Below are 19,731 nucleotides of genomic sequence, written 5' to 3'. Positions count from 1 at the left end.
AGCCGGCTAGAGGCCGCGCCAGATCTTGGCCGGGGCGGCATCACCCGCGCCGAAGCGCGTCCGGTCGCAGCGTGCGGGCATGAACCGCTTGTCGTAACATAGCCGCAATTCCTCCAGCCAGCCGCGCGCATTCAGCTTCACGCCCACTGCCTCGCGCGGCCAGCCCCTGTTGGCATCGACGAAGCGGGTGCGGATCGTGCCAGCAGTAAGCCCGTCCTCGCGGCTCACCCGGTCGTAATCGGGCAGGCGCAGGCCGTCCCACAATATCCGCGTTACCCGGAAGTACGTTGCCGGTTTTCGCGCCATGCAGCTGCCATGCTTGGCCCATTGGCGGGCCAGCAGCGCCGCCGATGGCGAGAGGCACATGTTCGCCGCCAGATCACGCGCCTGCAGCTGGCGGCGCGATGGGCACCACTGCGGCCAGCTGCGGCCGCTTTCGGGCCACAGGCCATGCACCACCAGACCGAACAGTCCGGCCTGCCCGCTGCATTGGCGCGCATGCCGCGGCTGGCCCCGACGCGGCTTGCAGAATTCGGGGCTCCAGCTGAGCGCCAGCGTATAGCCGGTGACGGGCATGGGACGCGGCGGCGCATCGGGCGTTACCCGGGGCACGCTGGCGCTGCGCGGGACGCTGCATTGATAGTGCTGCGCTGCCAGCGGTGCGCCGGGCACCAGCAGGCAGGCCAGGGGCGCCAGGACGGTTAGGCTAGGGCGCCTCGGCATCATCGCTCAGCCACGCGCGCGCATCGGCGCGGAACAGCAGCACGATGGCGACCAGCTGAAGGATGGTCACGGCCAGCGAGGCGATGCCGGCCAGGCTGCCGAGCTGGCCGGGATCGAGATTGACGAACAGCAGCCCGAGCAGCGTCATCACCACCAGGATCCACTTGGCGATGTTGCTGGCCCGGCGGGCGATGAAATACCACAGCAGCAAGGGGATTAGCAGGCTGATCGCCATGACGACCAGGATCGCGCCGCTACCCCAGCCCAGCTGCGCCAGTGCGGGATCGTTTCCGACCTGTGCGACGAGCGCGTCATACTGGAGGAACCCGTTGACCAGCGCGATCGCCAGGCTGAGCAGGAAAAGGCGTTCGAACAGGACGATGGAGGTCGGGCGCATGGATTATCCCTCTACGGCGAAAGGCGATGAATGCCGCCGAATCACAAGGGCGTAAAGTCCAGACCGATATCGGCTGCCGGCGCGCTCTGGGTAAGGCGGCCGACCGAGACATAATCCACCCCCGTCGCCGCCTTGGCGCGGATCGTCTCGAGATTGATCCCGCCACTCGCTTCGGTCGGGACGCGCCCGCCGACCAGCGCCACCGCTTCGCGCAGCACCGGGGGCTCCATATTGTCGAGCAGCAGCCGCGTGGCCCCTGCAGCAAGCGCCGGTTCGATCTGGTCGATCCTGTCGACCTCGCAGATGATATCGGAAACCCCGGCGGCAACCGCGCGGCGAACCGCTTCCCCGACCGATCCGGCGACCAGCACGTGGTTGTCCTTGATCATCGCCGCATCCCACAACCCCATCCGGTGATTCGCGCCGCCGCCCATGCGCACCGCGTATTTCTCCAAGTGGCGCAGGCCCGGGATGGTCTTGCGCGTATCGAGCAGGGTGCAGTCGGGATTGTCCATCGCGCGCACATATTGCGCCACCATCGTGGCGATGCCCGAAAGATGCTGCACCGTGTTGAGCGCGCTGCGTTCGGCGGTCAGCATGGCGCGGGCATTGCCTTCAAGGCGCATCAGGTCGGTGCCCGCGGGCACGCTTTCACCATCGGCGACCACGATTTCTATCTTCATGTCCGGATCGAGTGCGCGAAAGAAGGCTTCGGCTACGCCCAGCCCCGCCACCTCTATCGCATCGCGCGTGTCCATCACCCCGGCGAAGCGGGCATCGGCAGGGATGACGCTTTCGCTGGTCACGTCGCGGCCGCCGCCCGAAAGCCCCACGCCGAGGTCCTCCGCCAGCGTATTGCGGACAAAGGCGTCGAGGTCGAAACCGTCGAGATTGAATGTCACAGTGATCGCTCCAGAACGGGGCCGGGTGAGGCCCGGCAAGGGCGACCGCCCGCCCGCAGACGTCCGTAGCGAAGCGGAGGGACAGCGTCGAGGACGGCCCCGCAGTTGCGGGGCCGAAAAGCAAGTCAGTGCACGAACCGCGCGACGACGTCGCGGTAGCTGCGGCTGACCTTCACCTCCGCACCCGATTCGAGCACGAGGAAGCATTCGCCATTGGTGTGCGGCTTGACCTGCCGCACCTGGTCGAGATTGACGATCGTGCTGCGGTGAACGCGCTGGAACTTGCGCGGGTCGAGGCGGCGTTCGAGATCCTTCATCGTTTCGCGCAGGATCAGCGAATTGTCGCCGGTATAGATGCACATGTAATCGCCCGCGGCCTCGATATGCTCGATCGTGCCGACTTCGACTCGGAAGATCTGCCCCCGGTCCTTGACGTTGATGAGCTTTTCGAACCGGCTGGCCGCTTCGGGATCTTCCCCGGCGAGATTCTCCGCAGCTTCGGGGGCGACCTCGGAAAGCACGCTCTTGAGCTTTTCGGCTTCCTCGGTGGATTTCTTTTCCGCCAGCCGCTGGCGCACGCGTTCGATCGTATCGGCGAGCTTGTCCTCGTCGACCGGTTTCATCAGGTAATTGACCGCATTCGCCTCGAAGGCACGGATTGCATGTTCCTGGAACGCCGTGACGAAGACGAACAGCGGCGGGTCGATTTCCATCACGCCCTGCACGACCGAAAAACCGTCGAAGCCGGGCATCTGGATGTCGAGGAAAACTAGGTCCGGTTTCTGCGTCTTGATCGCGCGGATCGCCTCGCGGCCATTCTGGCAGGTGTCGATGATCTCGACGTCCTCGAAGGGTTCGAGGCGCAATTGGAGACCCTGGATGGCGAGCTTTTCGTCGTCGACGAGAATGGTGCGGATGGTCATGTCGTCTGGGGTGCTTTCGGGGGTAGGGGTGAGGGTACAACGGCCGGGGGTGCTGAGGGTTTCTGCGACAGCGCCTGCGCGGGTGCGGCTTGCGCCTCGCTTAACGCGGGGGATTCCTTGGTTTCGTAAGGCAGTTCGATCAGGACCGAGAACCCGCCGCTTTCGGGCGAGCGGATCTCGAAGCGGTGTTCCTCGCCGTAAGCCTGAGCCAGCCGGTCGCGGATATTGGCCAGGCCGACCCCGGTCGAATCGCGGCGGGCATGGGTGTGGCGCACCGCGGGCAGGCCATCCTCGACGCTGTTCATGGTCATGCCCGGGCCGGTATCCGATACGGTCACGCGCAGCCGCGGTCCGACGACCTGCGCCACGATGTCGATCTCGGCGCCTTCCTCCTGCGGGCTGACGCCGTATTTGATCGCGTTCTCGACCAGCGGTTGCAGCAGCATCGCGGGAAGTTCCGCCTTAGCCGCTTCGGGTTCGATCCGGAAGCTGGACCGCAGCCGTTCCTCGAACCGCATCTGTTCGATGCCGAGATAAAGTTGCAGCGTCTCCATTTCCTGCGCCACGGTCACCTTACCGCCCGGCTGCGTCACCAGCGTGTGGCGCAGGAAGCTTGAGAGCCGGGTCAGCATGGCGTTGGCGGTCTCGCTCTGCTTGAGCAGGACCAGCGTGCTGATCGAATTGAGCGTGTTGAACAGGAAGTGCGGATTGAGCTGATAGCGCAGCATGGCCAGCTGCGCGCTGGTCGCCTGCGCTTCGAGCCGTTCGAGCCGGTCGGCCTGCTCCTCGACCTGGAGGAAGAAATTGATCGCGTAATAGAGCGCCGACCATGCGCCGAGCAGCGTCAGGTCGATGAAGTAGATCCCGACGAACAGATTGGCGAAGCTCGCGCTGCCCGCCGAAGCGCCGGCAACATCGAGCACCCAGCTGTCGATGAAGGCGTATACCGCGGTTGCGGCGGCCAGCACCAGCACGGTGGCGCCCCAGGTAACCAGCGGCCGCTGGCGAATCAGCCGGCCGTACGCCACCGCCAGGATCAGGCTGAGCGAGAAGCCCGTGATCGTGGCGATCAGGATGATCACCAGCCGGTCGGGCGACTGGCCATTGGCCAGCGCCGACATCCCGCGCAGCATCGTCGCCCCGCCCCAGCCGGCCAGCTGGAGGTTCCAGAACGCCTGGTTCTTGTTGGCGAAGAACGGCGTAGGACGAATGGGCAAAACGGCCATGAGCCACCCTCCCTAGCGCAATTGCAGCGAATTGCGCCAGCCGCTACACCGTCGGTGACAGCCGAAGCGAGGGAGAGACGCGATGGGCGTGCAGGAAACTATCGACGAAGCGGGACCGGGACGCGCCAAGTTCCGCGAAATGAAACAGGGCACAGCCGACGACTGGGCGATCATCGGCGGCGAATACCGTGCCTTCGCGAAGGGGCTGCCCGACCGCGTGCTCGACCATCTCAGGCTGCTCGACGGCGATTTCGGCGGCTTCCCGGTCGACCGGCTGGAACATTCGCTGCAGACCGCCACGCGCGCCCACCGCGACGGGCGGGACGAGCAATATGTGGTGATGGCGCTGCTGCACGATATCGGCGACACGCTGGGCAGCTACAACCACCCCGAGGTGGCCGCGTCGATCATCAAGCCCTTCGTCAGCGAGGAAGTGCACTGGATCTGCCAGAACCACGGCGCCTTCCAGGGGTATTACTACTTCCACTTCCTCGGCATGGACCAGAACGCGCGCGACAAGTTCACCGGTCACCCGCATTACGAAGCGTGCCGGTTGTTCTGCGAGAAATACGACCAGGCGGCCTTCGATCCCGATTACGACAGCGAACCGCTCGAATTCTTCGAACCGATGGTGCGCCGGGTGATGGCCCGTCCGCTTGCCTCGGCCTATGCCAAGGCGCTCGAACAGGAATAGCCGCTGCGAAGCGGTCAGCTATCGGCGGCCAGCGCTTCGGCCAGGCGCTCGGGCGGGACCAGCCCCTGGATCGTCTCGCCACCGGCCACCCAGCTCGGCGTGCCGGTGAACTGCAGCGTACGCGCCAGCGCCATGTTGCGCGCCAGTTCGCCGGTGGCATCATCCGACGCAGCGAAGGCGCGGGCCTGCTCGATATCGAGTCCGGCGATCTGCGCAGCCCGGGCGATCGTGGTGTCGCTTGGGGGACCCTGTTCGAACAGCGCGTGGTAGAAGGCGGGATACTTGCCCTGCCTTGCTGCGGCCAGCGCCATGCGCGCGGCCTGTTCGCTGCCATCGAAGATCGGCCATTCGCGGATCACCACCTTCAGATCGGGGTCGCCTGCGATCAGTTCATCGATCGCGGCAATCGACTGGCGGCAATAGGTGCAGCCGTAATCGGTGAACTTGACCAGCACCGTGCCGCCGTCCGGATTGCCAAGCACCGCCCCGGGGAATGGCTCGCGTACCTCGTCCGCAATGCCAGCGAGCCGGTCCTGACTTTCCTGGCGCTGATAGGCTTCGCTCATTTCGGGCAGGATCTGCGGATTGGCGATCAGATATTCGCGGGTCTGGTCATGGGCCAGCCCCGATAGCGACCACAGGGCCGCACCCGCAAAGCCGCATCCCAGCGCGATCAGCGCAGTCAGCAGATGGTTCTTCATGGTGCCCCTTGTTCGCTTCAGCCGGGCGCGCAATCGCGGCCGCGTTCCATTTCGCACTGGCGTTCGAGCAGCGCGCGCGCCTGCATGCCGATATCCTGTGCACGGATCCAGTCGGGGGTGCCGTGCTCGAGCCCGTATTCGGCCGCCTGCGCGCTGCGCAGGGCCAGCCCGTACTGGCGGTTCATCACCTGCTGTTCGGCCGAGGCCAGCCGGGCCCGCGCGGTATCCCCGCGCGCGGCATAGACCACGCCGAGCTGGTACCAGGCGAAGGGATTGCGGCGATCGCGGCCCACTGCGGCGCGCAGGACGCGTTCCGCCTCCTCGAAATTGCCGTCGTCCTCGGTGGCGATGAGGGCATGCCCGAAGAGGCTGGCGATCAGCGGTTCCGCATTGGTCATCGCGGTGGCGCGGCGCAGCGGATCGAGCGCTTCGTGCGGGCGCCCGGATTCGAGCAGGACCTGGCCCTTGAGCTCGAGGAAATAGGGATCCGCGGGGTCCTTGGCGAGCAATTGGTCGGCGGCATCGAGCGCCAGATCGACGCGCGCGTTCGAATGGTAGGCATAGGCGCGCGCATAGAGCGCCGGGATCGACTGGTCGGTCTCCGGATACTTGCGCAGCGTCACCGAAGGCTTCGAGATATAGCCGGTCAGCTTGGCCTTCACCCGCTCGAAATTCGCCTGGTTGCGCGGATCGGGCGGACGCTCCCATGCGGGATCGCCTTCGTACACTTCGCGCAGCGCGGAAATACGATCGCCCGAGAGCGGATGCGTGCGATAGAAGCCGGCTTCGTCGCTCTGGCTGTATCCATAGCGATATTCCTGGTTGAGCAGCTTGCCGAAGAATTCGAGCGAGCCGCGACCTGAAATCCCCGCGTCCGACAGATATTGCGCGCCGGCGAAATCGGCAGAAGATTCCTGCGTGCGGCTGAAGGACAGGAAATTGCCCATCGCCGCTTGCTGGCCGGCCATCATGATTCCCATGGCCGCGTCTCCCGCACCGGCCAGTGCGGCGCCGATCCCAGCGATCATCGACAGCAGCGATATGCGCGAAGCCGCGGCCATGCCTTCGCCGTAACGCAGGATATGGCCGCCGGTGATGTGGCCCAGTTCATGGGCGATCACGCCCTGCACTTCCTCGGCGCTGTCGGCGGCGTCGATCAGCCCCGAATGGAGGTAGACCGCCTGTCCGCCCGCGACGAAAGCGTTGATCGACGGATCGTTGATCAGCACGATGTCGACATTGTCCGGCTCGAGGCCCGCAGCCTCGATCAGCGGGGCGGAAATCTCGTCGAGAAAGGCCTCGGTCTCGGCGTCGCGCAGGATCGACTGGGCGGCGAGCGGCTGAGCCGCAAGCGTTGCAGCTGCAAGGAAGGCGAGCAGGCGGGCGATCAGACGCATCGCGACTGCTTTAGGGGGTTTGAGCCTGAACCGGAACTGAAACCTCGGTGTGCCGCTGCGCGAAGGCGATTACCGCGTCATCCACATCGCGCGAACCTCGCCATGGGCTGGCAAGCGAGATCAGCGGGGCGTTGTGATCGAACGAATCGTAGAGCAGCGTTTCGACCGGTGCGCCCAGCTGGTCGAGCGCGGCCGCCAGCACGCGGGTGTTGCGCGGTTTGACCAGCGTGTCCTGTTCGCCATGGACCAGCAGCATCGGCGGCGCATCGGCACGCGCATGGTTGACCGGCTGGCTCTCGGGCCCGGCACCGACCGATCCGAACGCGGCTTCGCCCGACGGCCTGTCGAACGGGTAGAAATCATATGGACCCGACAGGCCGATCACTCCGGCCGGGCGCACCCCGCTGGCTGCCAGCCAGCGTTCTTCCAGCGCCACCTGGACGACGTTGTACGCCCCCGCCGAATGCCCGGCAATCACGATGCGCGCGGGATCGCCGCCATATTGCGGCGCCAGCCTAGCCGCTTCGGCAATCGCCGCCGCCGTGTCTTCGAGCATGGCGGGATAGCGCCCGTCCTCGCCCAGCCGGTACCCTGCCAGCACCGTCACGAAGCCTGCCGGCGCAATCGCGCGGGCAACGAAATCGTAATCGTCGGGATCGCCCCAGCTCCAGCTGCCGCCATGGACGAATACGAATACCGGCAGCGGGCCGGCCGCATCCGCGGGCGCATAGATGCGCAGCTTCTGTGCGGGATGTTCGCCATAGGTGGTCCGGGCGACCAGTGCGACATCGCGGCTGCCGCCCGTGACCCGGTCGAGCGCGTTGAGCACTGCGGGCCCGTTGGTGCGAATTGCCACCAGCAGCGCCGCTCCGGCCAGCAGGGCGACGGCGAGCAGTGCGATGAGGATTTTCATGCCCCGGCTCATTTCCGCGCCGGGTCGCTGGCCTCGACCGAATCGACGATGGCCGTTGCCTCGTCATCGGCCAGCAGGCCGATCGAAGCGAGGAACTGGTGACCGGTGTCGTAGCTGTTGCCCAGCCACAGCGCCACATCGGCAGCGCGCAATTGGGCCTTGGCGTTCAGTTCCTCGGGGCTCATCGTCTCGCCGACCTTGCGGATGAAAATAGCTCGCACCTGCCCGGGGTTCGCCAGCGCAATATCGGCAAAGGCCGTCAGGTCGCCCTGGCTGTCGTCGCCGATAAGCGCAAACTTCAGATCGGGGAAGGTGCCGAGAATGCCCTCGATCGCGGTGCGTTTGTGCGCGCCATGGCTCGACGAACCGAACGTCGCGCGATCGAGCCCCCAATCGCGCAGCGCGATGGGGCCCAGCGGCAGGCCGCGGCCGCGGATATAGGTCACCAGATAGCTGAACAGGTTCCACGGGCTGGACGACACATAGAAGAACGGCCGGTGCGTGGCCGGTTGCCGATCGCCGACATGGCCCGCGCCTTCGGCCAGCACCTCACCGCCGCCCAGCGCATTGTAGAAAACATCGGCGCCGGGCACGATGATGCGCTCTTCGGGCATCTGCATCAGCACGCGCCGCCAATTGCGCATCACCTTGCGGAAATCCCCGGTAATGCCGGTTTCGATTATCGTATCGTCGATGTCCGATATAACCGCTAGGCCGGTATCGTCGCCCGGGGCGAGGACATGCGCATCGATGCACTGGTCTTCGTCGCCGGTGTGCCAGTGGAAGACCACTGTTTCCCAGGCGGGGTGCTCGTCGTAATCCCATGCGGAATCGAACTCGATATCGAACCGGACGAACCCCTCCGCGTCGGTCAGGCCCCGGTGCCGCTGCGGCGGCGCGCCCGGCCGCGCGATCTCGAGTTCGACGGGCATGTCGGCGACCTCGTGACTGGCGAACTGGCCAATCATCGTCTTCGCAGCACGCCAGCGGCTGCGTTTCTCGAACTTGCCGACGCGTGAGCGCAGGGCGCGTGCGGTAATGTGCAGGCGCTCGCGGTTGCGATAGCCGAGATAGGGCTGGATGCGGACGGGGGCGGTCGGAAGGAATGGCATGCGCCGGGCGCTAGCCGGAGCAGCGCGGACCCGACAAGCCTTTTCCCCGCTTTGCCGTGCTAGCCCAGCAGCTTGCGCGCGGCGCGTTCGACCAGCGGCACGTCGTCGGGCACTTCGCCGATGATTTGCAGCGCCCCTTCGGGCGTGCGCCGCACCATGACCAGCGCGAATTCGGCGCCATTGTGTTCCTCGAGGTCGGCCATTTCGAGCGCGTCCGCGTCGCGCAGCTTCTGCGCCAGCGCAGGGCGAACGACCCGGCTGTCCTCGACCGGCTTGCCCTGCTCTTCCCGGCGCAGGCGGCGCTCTTCCTGCACCACGCCCTTCAGCCCGCCGTCGGCTTGGCGCAGGAAACTGGCCAGTCCGCCCGGTTCGACCTGCCGGCGATGGGCATGGGTCAGCACGGCGGCGTATTCGGTCAGACGGGTCTTGTCGTAATCCGCCCCGAAGACGAGCTTCACCACCGGGGTCATCGGCGCGCGGTCCTGCTGGACCAGGCCGTTGTCGCTGAGCAGCGCCTCGAAGTCGGCGCGATTGTCCTGCGCGGCAAGGCTGAAGTCATACGCACGTCCGACCGCTTCGTAGAGCGTCTTGCGGCTGCGGTCCTCGGTGTTCTGCGCGGCCTGCGCCATTTCGCGCGCGGCGGCGAGGCTGTCGTAAAGCCCGGCAGACGGTTCGTCCGGGGCGCTGTCGGCTGGCTGCGGGGCCGGCGCCTCGTGTTCGGGAACGAAAATGTCGCGCTCCGGCGCTCCAGGCTTTTCCGCGAGGATCGAGAACTCGGCCCCCATCGGTTCGGCAGTTTCCTCGGCGTCGAAGGGCATGCCGGGCGCGGGTTCGAACGCCTGCGGCACCGGCGGCGGGGCCGGTTCGGCGGGTTCGAAGGCCTGCGGGATCGCCGCGCCGCCGTCATCGAGCGAAAGGTCGATCGCTTTCTTCGTGCGATCGCCGCGATTGACCAGCGCGACCAGGCTGCTTGCGGTATCTTCATCGGCCAGGGGGTCGACCACCGAGTCGACATCACCCTCGTCCTCTTCGTCGTCCCAGTCGGGCAGGCCGTAATCGGCAGCGGTCTTGATCGCGCTGTCGAACTCGCCGCTGTCGTCCAGTCCGTCATCGTCGCTGGGGGCGTTCGCGCCGACGCGGTTGCCCAGGGCGTCGACCCGGCCACCGCCGCCAGTCGCCGCGGGCAGGCTCGCGGTCGGGAGATCGGCTGCGAATTCGTCGTCGAGATCGATTTCGTCATCGAGGTCGATATCGGCGCCGGGCATCATCGAGCCGAAGGCGGGGCTCGGCAGGTTTTCACGATGCTCCAGCACGTGCGCGACGCCCAGTTCGAGCACTTCGGCCTCCGCTGCCTCACGCGATGCGCGGGTCAGCGTTTCGGCGGTTTCGAGCGTGCGTTCGCTGCCGCTGTCGGCTTCCTCGGGAACGGCCAGCGACTGGTCGATCGCGAGCAATAGCTCGTCGGCGGTCTGCTGGTCGGCAATTTCCTTCCAGTTGATCACGCCATAGATGAAATCGACCGTCTGGCGGTCGCTCGAATAGGGCAGCAGGATCCCGCGGTACAGCAGCGCGGCACCGCTTGCCCCGACGAATTCGGCCTCGAACCCGATCGGCGCCTGGTTGGCAAGGATCTGCAGGTAATGGTCGGTAATCCGGCTTAGCACCGAGCGTCCGGGCACTGCCGAAAGCAGCGCTGGGCATGCGCCGGTCAGCCCAGCCTCGCTGGCCAGCTCGCGCCCAACGAAGCGCAGTTGCGGGTCGTCGATGTCGCCGGTCAGGTCGAGCAGGACCGAATAGGGGCCGAAATCGGGCAATGCGTCGGGATCGAGGTCGGCGACCAGCGGCAGGTCGAATTCGCCGAGCAGGCTTGCCCAGTGATTATAAGCCCGCACCTGCATGCGGCGCTCATCCTGGCCAACCGGCGAGGGTGGCGGTTCGGGGACGGGGGCGAAGTCCTCGATATCGTCGTCGAAGTCCTCGTCCACATCGCGCGAGCCGAAAAAGCCGCCTAGCCTGTCTATCACTGCGTCTGTCCCCGAAGAGTTCTGCTCGTAGGGGGCCGCTATGCGACTGGCGCGGTAAACATCGGGTAAAGGAAATTAACCATGGGTCCCGAATGCCGCAGGCAAATGCGGGCGGTCTAGAGCATGTAACGCATCCGGATGGTCAGCTCGCGATCCTTCCCGCCGAGGTCGAGCGCGGCATCGGAGAAGCTCGGCGGACCCATGCGCACCTTGGCATCGCGCGAAAAGCCGAACCCTTCGCGGGGCATCATCCCCAGCGCGCGGTCGGCCTTGCCGTTGTTGTTCTCGTCGTGAAGCAGCGCGATCGCATAATGCCCCGGTTGGACGTGCCGGAAGGTGAACGAGACGCTGCCCTCGCGCGCCTGCGCCGTCGCGCCGAATGCGCCCGCCACGCCGCGGCAGCGCGGGAAGCTGTGTTCGTCCGCAGTCATGCAGGCGCGCACGATGCCCTTGGCGCTGCGCAGGTCGGTCACCGTGATCGTGATCGTCGCCCCCGGCGCTTGCGCACTGGCAGCCGGGCCCGCCGGGAGGGCAGGCACCGCGCCAGCCAACGCGGCGCCGGCCGGGATCAGGGCAAGTGCCGCCGCCCTCTTCAGGCGTTGGGGCTGAGCCCGCGATCGGTCCCGCAGGCGCGATCCCAGAAGCGAAAATAGAGGCCGTAATTGCATCTGTACTCTTCATGGTGACGCTGATGGTGGCTGGCAGTTATCACCCACTCGCCTAACTTGGAATGAACCAGTCGGCGCGGAAACATCTCCCACCCCATGTGATTGGTCACTCCCATGACCGTCATGATCAGCAGCACCGTGCCCAGCATGGCGACATGGATCGGGATCAGGAACACCAGCGCGGGGATGGCCACGGCACCGGTTATCGCTTCCCACGGGTGGAAACTCATTGCCGCCCAGGCGGTGGGCGGACGGCTGGCATGGTGGACCGCATGCATTTTCCGGAACCATTTGGGGCGGTGCATCAGACGATGGGTCCAGTAGAACCACGTGTCATGCGCCAGCAGGTACAGCATTACGGCGACGGGCAGATACCACAGCGGATAGGCATCCCACTGCGTATAAATCCGGGTCCAGCCGTGGGTCTGCCATCCCCAGGCGACGATCCCTGCCGGAATGCCGTAGATCGCCGCGGACGCCAGCGACCAGCCGATTTCGCGGCGGATCTGCGGGCCCAGCCGTGCGTGGTACCCCGGGCGCACCCGCGCGGTGACGAAGGCGAAGGCCCCGCTGGCGGCAAGATAGCGCAGCGCCACGATCGCGGTCATGGCGGCAGCGGACAGGAGAATGGCGGCCCAGGGCATGGGCCGACCCTAGCCCCCCGCGGCGACGGGGGGAACAGGCGAAGTTCTACTCGGGCGTACCCCAGGGCGCGCATTGCGGATCGAGCGCCACGCGCGCCCGGCGCAATGCCGTTCGTGCGAGCCGTTCGACCTCGAGCTTGCGGCGCGCGGCGGCCAGCGGATGGAGCGGGGCGGGACGGACGATTTCCCCGTCATAGCCATCGGCCACGACGATGCCGCAGCAATCGGGGCGATATGCGTCGCCTTCGAGCGGGCTGCGATCCATCCCCGGGGGCAGGGCCCAGAAGAACCGGTCGCAGAAATCGAGATAATCGGGCCATTTGCCATCGCCCAGCAGGTCGCCCCGCTGGACCTTGATCTCCACGATGATCACCTGCCCCTTGGCGTCGATCCCCATCATGTCCGCGCGCCGCCCATTGCGCAGCGGCATTTCGGTGAGGCACCAGATATCGTTGCGCGCGAACAGCCGCGCTACTCCGCGGGCGACGTCGCTTGCCGTGGTGGCTGCCAGGGTTGATTCGCTCATGCCCCCGAACTGGAACATAGGAGGAACGTGGTCAAGGGTTGGGGCAGGAACACTTCACGCTGCGCACGGACACGCCTAGCGTGCCGGGGAGAAGTGGCTTCAGGCGGTCTCGACCAGCTCGCCGATGGCGCAGCGCGCCGCGTGGAATTCGCGCCACAGCGTCAGCGCCGCGGCGGTGGTGTCCTGGCCCTTGGCGGTCAGCGCCAGCAATGCGCGCAGGCCCGGTTGCATGAAGGCGGCAATGTCGTCGATGCCGCGCGCTGCCATGGCATAGTGCCAACCGCCCTTGCGCGCCGCGCGTTGCGGCAGGTCGGCGACTTCGGGTGCGATCGTTTCGCGGCCCAACTGGGCGAGAACACCGACCGCGGCCGCTGCTTCATGCACTGCTTCCCACTGCTCGGTCACCAGCGCGGGGTCGGGCTCGCCCGCGGTCCCGGTATCGGGCGACAGCATGGTGGCTTCGGCCAGGTCGAACTCGTTGGACAGCGCATTCATGCTGGCGGAGGTACGCGGGCAATCTTGCAAAAAGCCTAACGCGCGGCGGCGCCAGGCTGGGCAAAGGCCGTTTTAGCACTGGCGAGCATGAATACGCTTTGCTAAGCGCTCCCCTCGCCACGGCGACCAGCACCCGTAGCTCAGCTGGATAGAGCGCTGCCCTCCGAAGGCAGAGGCCACAGGTTCGAATCCTGTCGGGTGCACCACGCGTCAGCTTGCGAAGTCTCACGAAACGAATTGCCGTTGCGACATTTCGATGCTGGCGCGAACGGCAACGGGAGCTTTGGCGGGCTTCCTATCTAAGAGACTTCGGCGCGTCCCGGCGCACGGTCGAGCTGCCCCACGACCAGTCTATTTCGACCAGCCCACGATCTTGGAGTTCGCCTGGAGCTCGGCGTATTTCTTGCCGAGATCGGGCAGGTTGGCCGCTTGGGCCTCCTCGTCGCGATCGGCGCAGGCGTCGCTCGCGACGATCGGGATGAAGTCATTTTGCAGTGCGTCCAGTGCGGAAGAGACGATAGCACCGTGTATATGTAGCGCAGGCGCTGTCGCGGCGGATGGCTGATCTGTCTGTTCGCAATGGAGTATGGACCAAGGTCCATATTGGTGGCGTATTGCCGGCGGCTTATCCCTTCTTTTCTGAAGGAGATGAGCCATGCAAAGCCTGACAGCCGCACAATATTTCTTCGTCTACAATGCCTTTTCATTCACGTTCGCGACTATGGCTGCGGCCACGGTCTTCCTGTGGCTTGGGCGTTCGCAGGTTGGCCGTGCCTATCGCACGGCGCTGACCATTTCGGGTCTGGTCACGGCAATTGCCGCCTATCACTATTGGCGCATCTTCGAGAGTTGGGGCGCCGCCTTCGAGGTGCGTGACGGCATCGTCACGGTCACCGGCCTCGCCTTCAATGACGCCTATCGCTACGTCGACTGGCTGCTCACGGTGCCGCTGCTGCTGATCGAGCTGGTGCTGGTGATGCGCCTGTCGCGCTCGGAAACCTTTACCAAGGCGACCCGCCTCGGGCTGGCTGCGGCGCTGATGATTGTCCTGGGTTATCCGGGCGAGATCGCCGACGACAACGGCACCCGCGCACTGTGGGGAACCCTGTCGACGATCCCGTTCCTCTACATCGTCTATGAACTGTTCGTGGGACTGGGCGACGCGATCAAGCGCCAGCCCGTGGAGGCGCGCGGTCTGGTCAAGACCGCTCGCTGGATCACCTTCGCGTCCTGGGGCTTCTATCCGATCGTCTATATGGTGCCCTATACCAGCTTTTCGGGTGCTGCGACCGAAACCGCGCTGCAGATCGGCTATACCGTGGCGGACATCGTCGCCAAGGCCGGGCTGGGTGTGCTGATCTACATGATCGCGGTGCGCAAGTCCGAGATCGAGTACGGCGAAGCGGAGCCGGTGGCGATGCGCGGCCAGCGTCCCGTGCCGGAAGTGTGAGCCCAGCGTGACGGCCAGCGTGATCCGGAGCGATACGGTGCAGCCGGGCGGGTTTTACCCGCCGGGCGGGTTTTACCGCCCGGCTGCAGCCGGTCAGGCCGCAGCGTTTGTTGCGTCCCATCGCTTTCCGGTGCTGGTGGTTGGCGCCATGGCGTTCGCCTGGGCGGGCGATCTTGGCAGTGGCTCCGCCACGCTAGCCGCATGCGCGGCGATTCTCATTCTGGGATTGCCGCATGGCGCGCTCGACCTGGCTTTGCTGCGGCAGCACGGTGCGGATGCTACCGGACGATGGGCCGAATTGATACTGACCTATGCCGCTCTGGCTGGAATTGCGTTGCTGCTGTGGGCGTTCGCTCCAGGCCTCGGCCTCGCCCTGTTTCTGGCTAACGCAGCGCTGCATTTCGCCGAGGACTGGGAAGCCGCGGGCTCGCGGTTCCTCGCGCTCGGCCTCGCACTCGCAACCATTTGCGCCCCCGGCTTGCTCAACCTCGCCCAGTTGGAGGATCTGTTTGCCATTCTGGTTCCGGGCGGTGCCGGTGAAGCCGCGGCGCAGGCGCTGCGATTGCTTGCGCCCGCCAGCCTACTGGTGGCCGCCATAGCGATCCTGCGCCTGTGGCAGCTCGGCGGTGCCGTTCCGGCGGTGCAGGCCATTGCGACTTTGGCGGGCATGCTGGTGCTGCCGCCGCTGATCGGCTTTGCCTTGTATTTCTGCGCCCTTCATTCGCCCACGCAATTTCGTGCTGCGCACCAAAGCTTGCCGCAAACGGCCCGTCCGCTGTTTCATGCCGCCGCAGCGACGCTCGGCGCGTTCGCGCTCGCGGCGGTTCTTTTCCTAATGGCCGGGGGTACTTCGCTCCCCAGTCGCGCAGTGGCCGCCACCTTCGTCACCTTGGCGGTCCTCACCGTTCCCCACACGCTGATGCCGGCCATCCTGCGGCGCTGGCAGCGGCCGACTATCAAGCGCAGCTGAAAGGATCTGACATGCGTATTATGGATCGCCCGGAATTCGATCAGAAGGGGGAAGTGCTCACCATGGCACCCGACGTCCTCGTGCGAGACGCGGCAATTGCCATGAGCGAGCGCAATTACGGTGCGGTCGTGGTGGTCTCGCCGGAGAACAAACCCGTCGGGATCGTGACCGAACGCGACTTCCTTCGCCGGTTGCTGGCGTGCAGCCTCGATCCCGCGACCACCCCGTTGAGCGAAGTGATGACCAAGGATCTCAAGCTGGCCCGTCCCGAGGACGACTTGCTGGCGTGGCTGCGCCAGATGTCGAACGACCGCTTCCGCCATGTTCCCGTGGTCGATCATGACGGACATATCGTCACCATGATGAGCCAGGGTGATTTCGTGAGCTATACGTGGCCCGAACTGCTTTCCAGGCTGCGCGAACAGGCGAAGGCGACGATGGAATTGAGCCCGTCGATCTTTTTCGCGATCGCCGGGATACTGCTTTTCCTGATGGGCGTAATGCTGACCGTTCTCATGGTCAGCTGACCTCTTGCAACGCCTGCGCTAGGCGCCGTACGACAATCGCGGCGTCCGGCGTCGGCAATAACGCCGGCCGGGCGGGAATCTTTTCAGTGGCAAGCAACCGCCCGCCTCCCTACGCTTGGCGCGATGACAGGGTCAGATGCCAGCATGTGGGCACAGCCCTCCGAGGCTGAAAGCCAGTATCCGGGGCTGTTGCGGCTTGTGCGCGATAGCCCGATCGCGTCGGTGATCAGCGATCCGCGCGTCGCCGATAATCCGATCGTCGCTTGCAACCGACCCTTTTGTGAACTGACCGGTTACGGCGCATCCGAAGTGCTGGGCCGCAACTGCCGTTTCCTGTCCGGCCCCGGCACCGAGCCGTGGCTGTCCGAAGAAATCCGCCGGGGCGTACGCGAACACCGCCCGGTGCTGGTCGAAATCCTCAACTACAAGAAGGGCGGCGAACCCTTTCGCAATGCAGTGCTCGTCGCCCCGATCTACGACGAGGAGGACCAGCTCCTCTACTTTCTCGGTTCACAGGTTGAAGTCGAACCGGCGGCCTCCACCAGTGCTACGATGCGCCGCATCGAGGCGGCGAAGCTGGTGAAATCACTGTCCAAGCGCCAGAGTCAGGTGCTCAGGCTGGTTGCGAAGGGGCTACTCAACAAGCAGGTAGCGGCCGAACTGGGCCTGTCCGAGAAGACCGTGAAAATGCACCGCTCGATCCTGTCGCAGCGGCTCGGCACGCGCACCACGGTGGACCTCATCCGTGTGGCGGTCGAGGCGGGGCTCTGACCGCCACCGACCGGGCCAGCGCAGCCAAGAAACCTGTGCCCCACCATTACAATATGACGAAAATGCCCTAGGTATGCGCCCGCGGGGCGGATTAAGGCACAAGGTTGATGGACCGGCAAATCTACAATTTCGACAGCCTGCCCATGCGCAGCACTCCCCCGGCAGCGCCCCAGCGCCGGTCGGTCTACCGTGCACCGCAGACGCGCGAGCCGCGCATCGGCATCATCTATAATCCGCGCAGCCACCGCAACCAGGGGCAGGACCTGGCCTGTGCCGGCGCCGACACCGTCATGGTCGCGCAGCCGCGCACGCGCGAGGAGATCGCGCATGCGCTGGCGGGGTTTGCGCGGGACGGGATCGATTTCCTGATCATCAACGGCGGCGATGGCACGGTGCGCGACGTGCTGACCATGGGACAGGCGGTGTTTGCCGACCGCTGGCCGGCGATTGCCGTGTTGCCCAAGGGCAAGACCAATGCGCTCAACGTCGATCTCGGCGCCCCGGCCGACTGGTCGCTCGAAGGGGCGATCGAGGCCTACGGTTCCGGCCGGCGGCTGGTCCGCCGCCCGTTGGCCGTGAGCCGCGAAGGCCATGACGATCCGACCATGCTCGGGTTTATCTTCGGCGCGGGCGCGTTCACGCTGGGTATCGAGGCCGGCCAGGACGCGCATTCGCTGGGCTTCTTCAACAGCCTTGCCGTGGGGGCGACCAGCGCGTGGGGAATCCTGCAGGCCCTGTTCGGGACCGACCGCAACAAGTGGCGGCGGGGGACGCCAATGGAACTAAATTTCCTGCCCTCGGGCGAGCCGGTGCCGCGCTCCGCCTCGGGCGATCCCGCGCGGCGCCACGTGTTGCTGGTCTCGACGCTCAAGCGCATGCCGATGGGCATCCAGCTTTACGGGCCCGAACGGCCCGGCTTCAAGCTGGCCGTACTCGATCGTCCGCGCCGCTCGGTGCTGGCGATATTGCCTGCAGTGCTCATGGGGTGGCGGCCGAAATGGCTGTCCCGCGCAGGATTGCACCAGCTCGATGCCGAAGGGCTGGCTGTCGATGTGGCCGAACCCGTCATCCTCGACGGGGAAGCCTTTCCGCCCGGGCGCTACCGCGTCGAACAGGGCCCGGAACTCACTTTCGTCAGCACGTGAGCGAGACCCTCGCCAATCGCATCGCAGCCGCACTCGAGCGGCCGGTCGACGCTGCGGTCGCGGCCTACGCCCGCCGGCTCGGCGAGGAGGCGGGTGCGCAGGCGGTCCTGTTCTACGGGTCGAACCTGCGTACCGGATCGCTCGACGGCGTGCTCGATTTCTATGTGCTCCTGCCCGGCGACCAGCGCGAGGCGATCTGGCCGCGCGTCAGCTACCGTGAATGGGATCATGCAGGGGTGCGGCTCAGGGCCAAGATCGCCACGCTGTCGCTCCAGCAGTTCGCGCAGGCCGCGAACGGCGGATCGCGCGATACGACGATCTGGGCGCGGTTCGTGCAGCCGTCGGCGCTGGTGTGGTCCGCCCATGACGAGGCGCGTAGCCAGGTGCTGGCAGCGCTCGGTGCAGCAGCCATAACCGCAGCGCAGCTGGCGGCGGCGGTCGGTCCATCACGCGGCACTGCGGAAGATTTCTGGCGGGCGCTGTTCCGTGCGACCTATCAGGCCGAATTCCGGGTGGAGAAGCCGGGGCGCGAGAACGCCATCCTCGAGGTGAACGCGGCGCATTTCGATGGCCTGCTGCCGCTTGCCTGGGAGGCGGGCGGGATCACCTTTGCATGCCATGATGGCCTGTACGAGCCCGACCTGCCAGCGGCGGAACGCGCGCGCGTGCTGCAGTGGTGGCGCCGCCGCGCACGGCTGGGCAAGCCGCTCAACCTGCTGCGGCTGGCCAAGGCCACCACGACCTTCGATGGCGCTGCCGATTATGCCGCGTGGAAGCTCCAGCGCCACACCGGCATAACGCTCGAAGTCACCCCGTTTCGCGCGCGGCATCCGCTGCTCGCAGCGCCCGGTGCGCTGTTCGAACTGTGGCGCAAGCGCCGCGCTCAGCGGTAGCGCATGCGGATCGACATAGTTTCGACACCCGTTCCGACATCGAACCGGGTCTTGGTGTAGCTCGGCTTGCCGAGGTTCCAGATGTTGATGCTGGGGTTGTTCGACATCGCCCCGCCGTCGGCGAAGATATCGGTATCGCCATTGCCGTTCACATCGTGGCGCACCGCGATAGCATAGGTCCCCGGTTTGGGCACGGGCATGCAGAAGGTCATCGATCCCGCCTTGGCGGGCGCTTCCATGCGGTAGATCCACTTGCCCTTCTCGAGCCAGTCTTCCTTCGTCCCGCGATAGTTCTGGATACGGATCGTGCCCTTGCTTTCCTTGATGTCGGTCACGGTGACGCGGACCGCGGGGCCTGCGCCTGCTGCGCATTTGGCGGCATCGTTGGTGATTTTCTGGCGATATTGCGCTTCGGCCGGGGCCGGGGCTGCGAGCCCGGCGATGGCAAGCGTGGCAATGCCGACGGTGGCGACGAGATTGCGGTTCATAGGATCAGGGTCCGTCTTCAATTGGAAAGGGTTAGGCGCGCATGCGCCCGATCGGCTGTTTGTTCTCCGATATGACGTGCGGTTTATCAAATCGCGCTGAATTAGGCCTGAATTCCCTGCCCCGGCGCTCATCCAGCGCGTG

The 19,731-nt window shown here is 65.8% G+C and carries 23 protein-coding genes and 1 tRNA gene; 8 read left to right on the top strand and 16 right to left on the bottom strand.

The window, feature by feature from the left end; genetic code table 11:
* Positions 1–6 precede the first annotated feature (6 nt).
* The 5 genes from GRI55_RS03445 to GRI55_RS03425 all read right to left on the bottom strand — a co-directional run bounded on the left by GRI55_RS03445 (position 7) and on the right by GRI55_RS03425 (position 4,171).
* Entirely contained in the window at positions 7–723 is a 717-nt protein-coding gene (locus GRI55_RS03445; RefSeq protein ID WP_160766464.1) for a ribonuclease T2 family protein, read from the bottom strand.
* Positions 707–1,120: a hypothetical protein gene (locus tag GRI55_RS03440; protein ID WP_160766204.1), complete on the bottom strand. Its 414-nt coding sequence runs from the start codon at positions 1,118–1,120 to the stop codon at positions 707–709. Before GRI55_RS03440 ends, GRI55_RS03445 begins: the two co-directional genes overlap by 17 nt.
* 41 nt (positions 1,121–1,161) lie before the next feature.
* On the bottom strand, positions 1,162–2,022 hold the full coding sequence (gene nadC / locus GRI55_RS03435) for a carboxylating nicotinate-nucleotide diphosphorylase (protein WP_063506935.1): 861 nt from the start codon (positions 2,020–2,022) through the stop codon (positions 1,162–1,164).
* A gap of 125 nt (positions 2,023–2,147) precedes the next feature.
* The gene (locus GRI55_RS03430; RefSeq protein ID WP_050601538.1) at positions 2,148–2,945 is read right to left on the bottom strand and encodes a LytR/AlgR family response regulator transcription factor; all 798 of its coding nucleotides are present in this window, start codon (positions 2,943–2,945) and stop codon (positions 2,148–2,150) included.
* Positions 2,942–4,171, bottom strand: coding sequence for a sensor histidine kinase (locus tag GRI55_RS03425; protein ID WP_082835605.1), 1,230 nt, complete (start codon positions 4,169–4,171; stop codon positions 2,942–2,944). The genes GRI55_RS03430 and GRI55_RS03425 overlap by 4 nt, the downstream gene beginning before the upstream one ends.
* An 82-nt stretch (positions 4,172–4,253) precedes the next feature.
* Between GRI55_RS03425 and GRI55_RS03420 the strand changes: the two genes are divergently transcribed.
* Positions 4,254–4,865: an HD domain-containing protein gene (locus GRI55_RS03420; protein WP_050601539.1), complete on the top strand. Its 612-nt coding sequence runs from the start codon at positions 4,254–4,256 to the stop codon at positions 4,863–4,865.
* 14 nt (positions 4,866–4,879) lie between these two features.
* Here GRI55_RS03420 and GRI55_RS03415 read toward each other — a convergent pair whose 3' ends face one another.
* From GRI55_RS03415 to GRI55_RS03375, 9 genes are all read right to left on the bottom strand, one after another.
* Entirely contained in the window at positions 4,880–5,566 is a 687-nt protein-coding gene (locus GRI55_RS03415; protein ID WP_160766203.1) for a DsbA family protein, read from the bottom strand.
* Between the two features lie 17 nt (positions 5,567–5,583).
* Complete coding sequence (locus GRI55_RS03410) at positions 5,584–6,963, bottom strand: M48 family metalloprotease (RefSeq protein WP_050601541.1); 1,380 nt, start codon at positions 6,961–6,963, stop codon at positions 5,584–5,586.
* A gap of 10 nt (positions 6,964–6,973) precedes the next feature.
* A complete protein-coding gene (locus tag GRI55_RS03405; protein ID WP_160766202.1) occupies positions 6,974–7,876 on the bottom strand; it encodes an alpha/beta hydrolase in 903 nt (300 codons plus the stop codon).
* Between the two features lie 8 nt (positions 7,877–7,884).
* Positions 7,885–8,988, bottom strand: coding sequence for a phosphatase domain-containing protein (locus GRI55_RS03400; RefSeq protein ID WP_160766201.1), 1,104 nt, complete (start codon positions 8,986–8,988; stop codon positions 7,885–7,887).
* 59 nt (positions 8,989–9,047) lie between these two features.
* Positions 9,048–11,012, bottom strand: a complete 1,965-nt coding sequence (locus GRI55_RS15300) for a PAS domain-containing protein (RefSeq protein ID WP_160766200.1) — start codon at positions 11,010–11,012, stop codon at positions 9,048–9,050.
* A 116-nt stretch (positions 11,013–11,128) separates the two neighbouring features.
* Positions 11,129–11,551, bottom strand: a complete 423-nt coding sequence (locus tag GRI55_RS14955; RefSeq protein WP_307019893.1) for a DUF2141 domain-containing protein — start codon at positions 11,549–11,551, stop codon at positions 11,129–11,131.
* A 53-nt stretch (positions 11,552–11,604) separates the two neighbouring features.
* Positions 11,605–12,324, bottom strand: coding sequence for a sterol desaturase family protein (locus tag GRI55_RS03385; protein WP_160766198.1), 720 nt, complete (start codon positions 12,322–12,324; stop codon positions 11,605–11,607).
* 46 nt (positions 12,325–12,370) lie between these two features.
* Positions 12,371–12,850: an MmcB family DNA repair protein gene (locus GRI55_RS03380; RefSeq protein WP_063506939.1), complete on the bottom strand. Its 480-nt coding sequence runs from the start codon at positions 12,848–12,850 to the stop codon at positions 12,371–12,373.
* A 99-nt stretch (positions 12,851–12,949) separates the two neighbouring features.
* A complete protein-coding gene (locus tag GRI55_RS03375) occupies positions 12,950–13,345 on the bottom strand; it encodes a hypothetical protein (protein WP_050601547.1) in 396 nt (131 codons plus the stop codon).
* Between the two features lie 129 nt (positions 13,346–13,474).
* Between GRI55_RS03375 and GRI55_RS03370 the strand changes: the two genes are divergently transcribed.
* Positions 13,475–13,551 (top strand) — tRNA-Arg (locus GRI55_RS03370).
* Between the two features lie 145 nt (positions 13,552–13,696).
* Here the strand turns inward: GRI55_RS03370 and GRI55_RS03365 are convergent.
* Positions 13,697–14,002: an isochorismatase family protein gene (locus tag GRI55_RS03365; protein WP_160766197.1), complete on the bottom strand. Its 306-nt coding sequence runs from the start codon at positions 14,000–14,002 to the stop codon at positions 13,697–13,699.
* Here GRI55_RS03365 and GRI55_RS03360 point away from each other — a divergent pair.
* The 6 genes from GRI55_RS03360 (at position 14,001) to GRI55_RS03335 (ending at position 19,101) form a co-directional block, all read left to right on the top strand.
* Positions 14,001–14,795 carry a bacteriorhodopsin-like gene (locus GRI55_RS03360; RefSeq protein WP_160766196.1) on the top strand — a complete coding sequence of 265 codons (795 nt, stop codon included), beginning with the start codon at positions 14,001–14,003 and terminating at the stop codon, positions 14,793–14,795. The two genes, GRI55_RS03365 and GRI55_RS03360, sit on opposite strands and share 2 nt — an antisense overlap.
* Before the next feature lie 7 nt (positions 14,796–14,802).
* The gene (locus GRI55_RS03355; RefSeq protein WP_160766195.1) at positions 14,803–15,765 is read left to right on the top strand and encodes a beta-carotene 15,15'-dioxygenase, Brp/Blh family; all 963 of its coding nucleotides are present in this window, start codon (positions 14,803–14,805) and stop codon (positions 15,763–15,765) included.
* A gap of 11 nt (positions 15,766–15,776) precedes the next feature.
* Complete coding sequence (locus GRI55_RS03350) at positions 15,777–16,292, top strand: CBS domain-containing protein (RefSeq protein WP_160766194.1); 516 nt, start codon at positions 15,777–15,779, stop codon at positions 16,290–16,292.
* A gap of 144 nt (positions 16,293–16,436) precedes the next feature.
* A complete protein-coding gene (locus tag GRI55_RS03345) occupies positions 16,437–17,063 on the top strand; it encodes a LuxR C-terminal-related transcriptional regulator (RefSeq protein ID WP_160766463.1) in 627 nt (208 codons plus the stop codon).
* Positions 17,064–17,170: 107 nt separating this feature from the next.
* Positions 17,171–18,208 carry a diacylglycerol/lipid kinase family protein gene (locus GRI55_RS03340; RefSeq protein ID WP_160766193.1) on the top strand — a complete coding sequence of 346 codons (1,038 nt, stop codon included), beginning with the start codon at positions 17,171–17,173 and terminating at the stop codon, positions 18,206–18,208.
* Complete coding sequence (locus GRI55_RS03335; RefSeq protein WP_063506928.1) at positions 18,205–19,101, top strand: hypothetical protein; 897 nt, start codon at positions 18,205–18,207, stop codon at positions 19,099–19,101. The genes GRI55_RS03340 and GRI55_RS03335 overlap by 4 nt, the downstream gene beginning before the upstream one ends.
* On the opposite strand, the gene GRI55_RS03330 is transcribed toward GRI55_RS03335, so the two are convergent.
* Positions 19,092–19,589 (bottom strand): DUF2141 domain-containing protein, encoded by a 498-nt coding sequence (locus GRI55_RS03330; protein ID WP_160766192.1) that lies wholly within the window; start codon positions 19,587–19,589, stop codon positions 19,092–19,094. The two genes, GRI55_RS03335 and GRI55_RS03330, sit on opposite strands and share 10 nt — an antisense overlap.
* Positions 19,590–19,731 lie beyond the last annotated feature (142 nt).

This window comes from Qipengyuania citrea (genome assembly GCF_009828015.1).
GTDB lineage: Bacteria > Pseudomonadota > Alphaproteobacteria > Sphingomonadales > Sphingomonadaceae > Qipengyuania > Qipengyuania citrea.
Note: the sequence above shows the minus strand (reverse complement) of the source record. Positions and strands in the feature narration are given on the sequence as shown.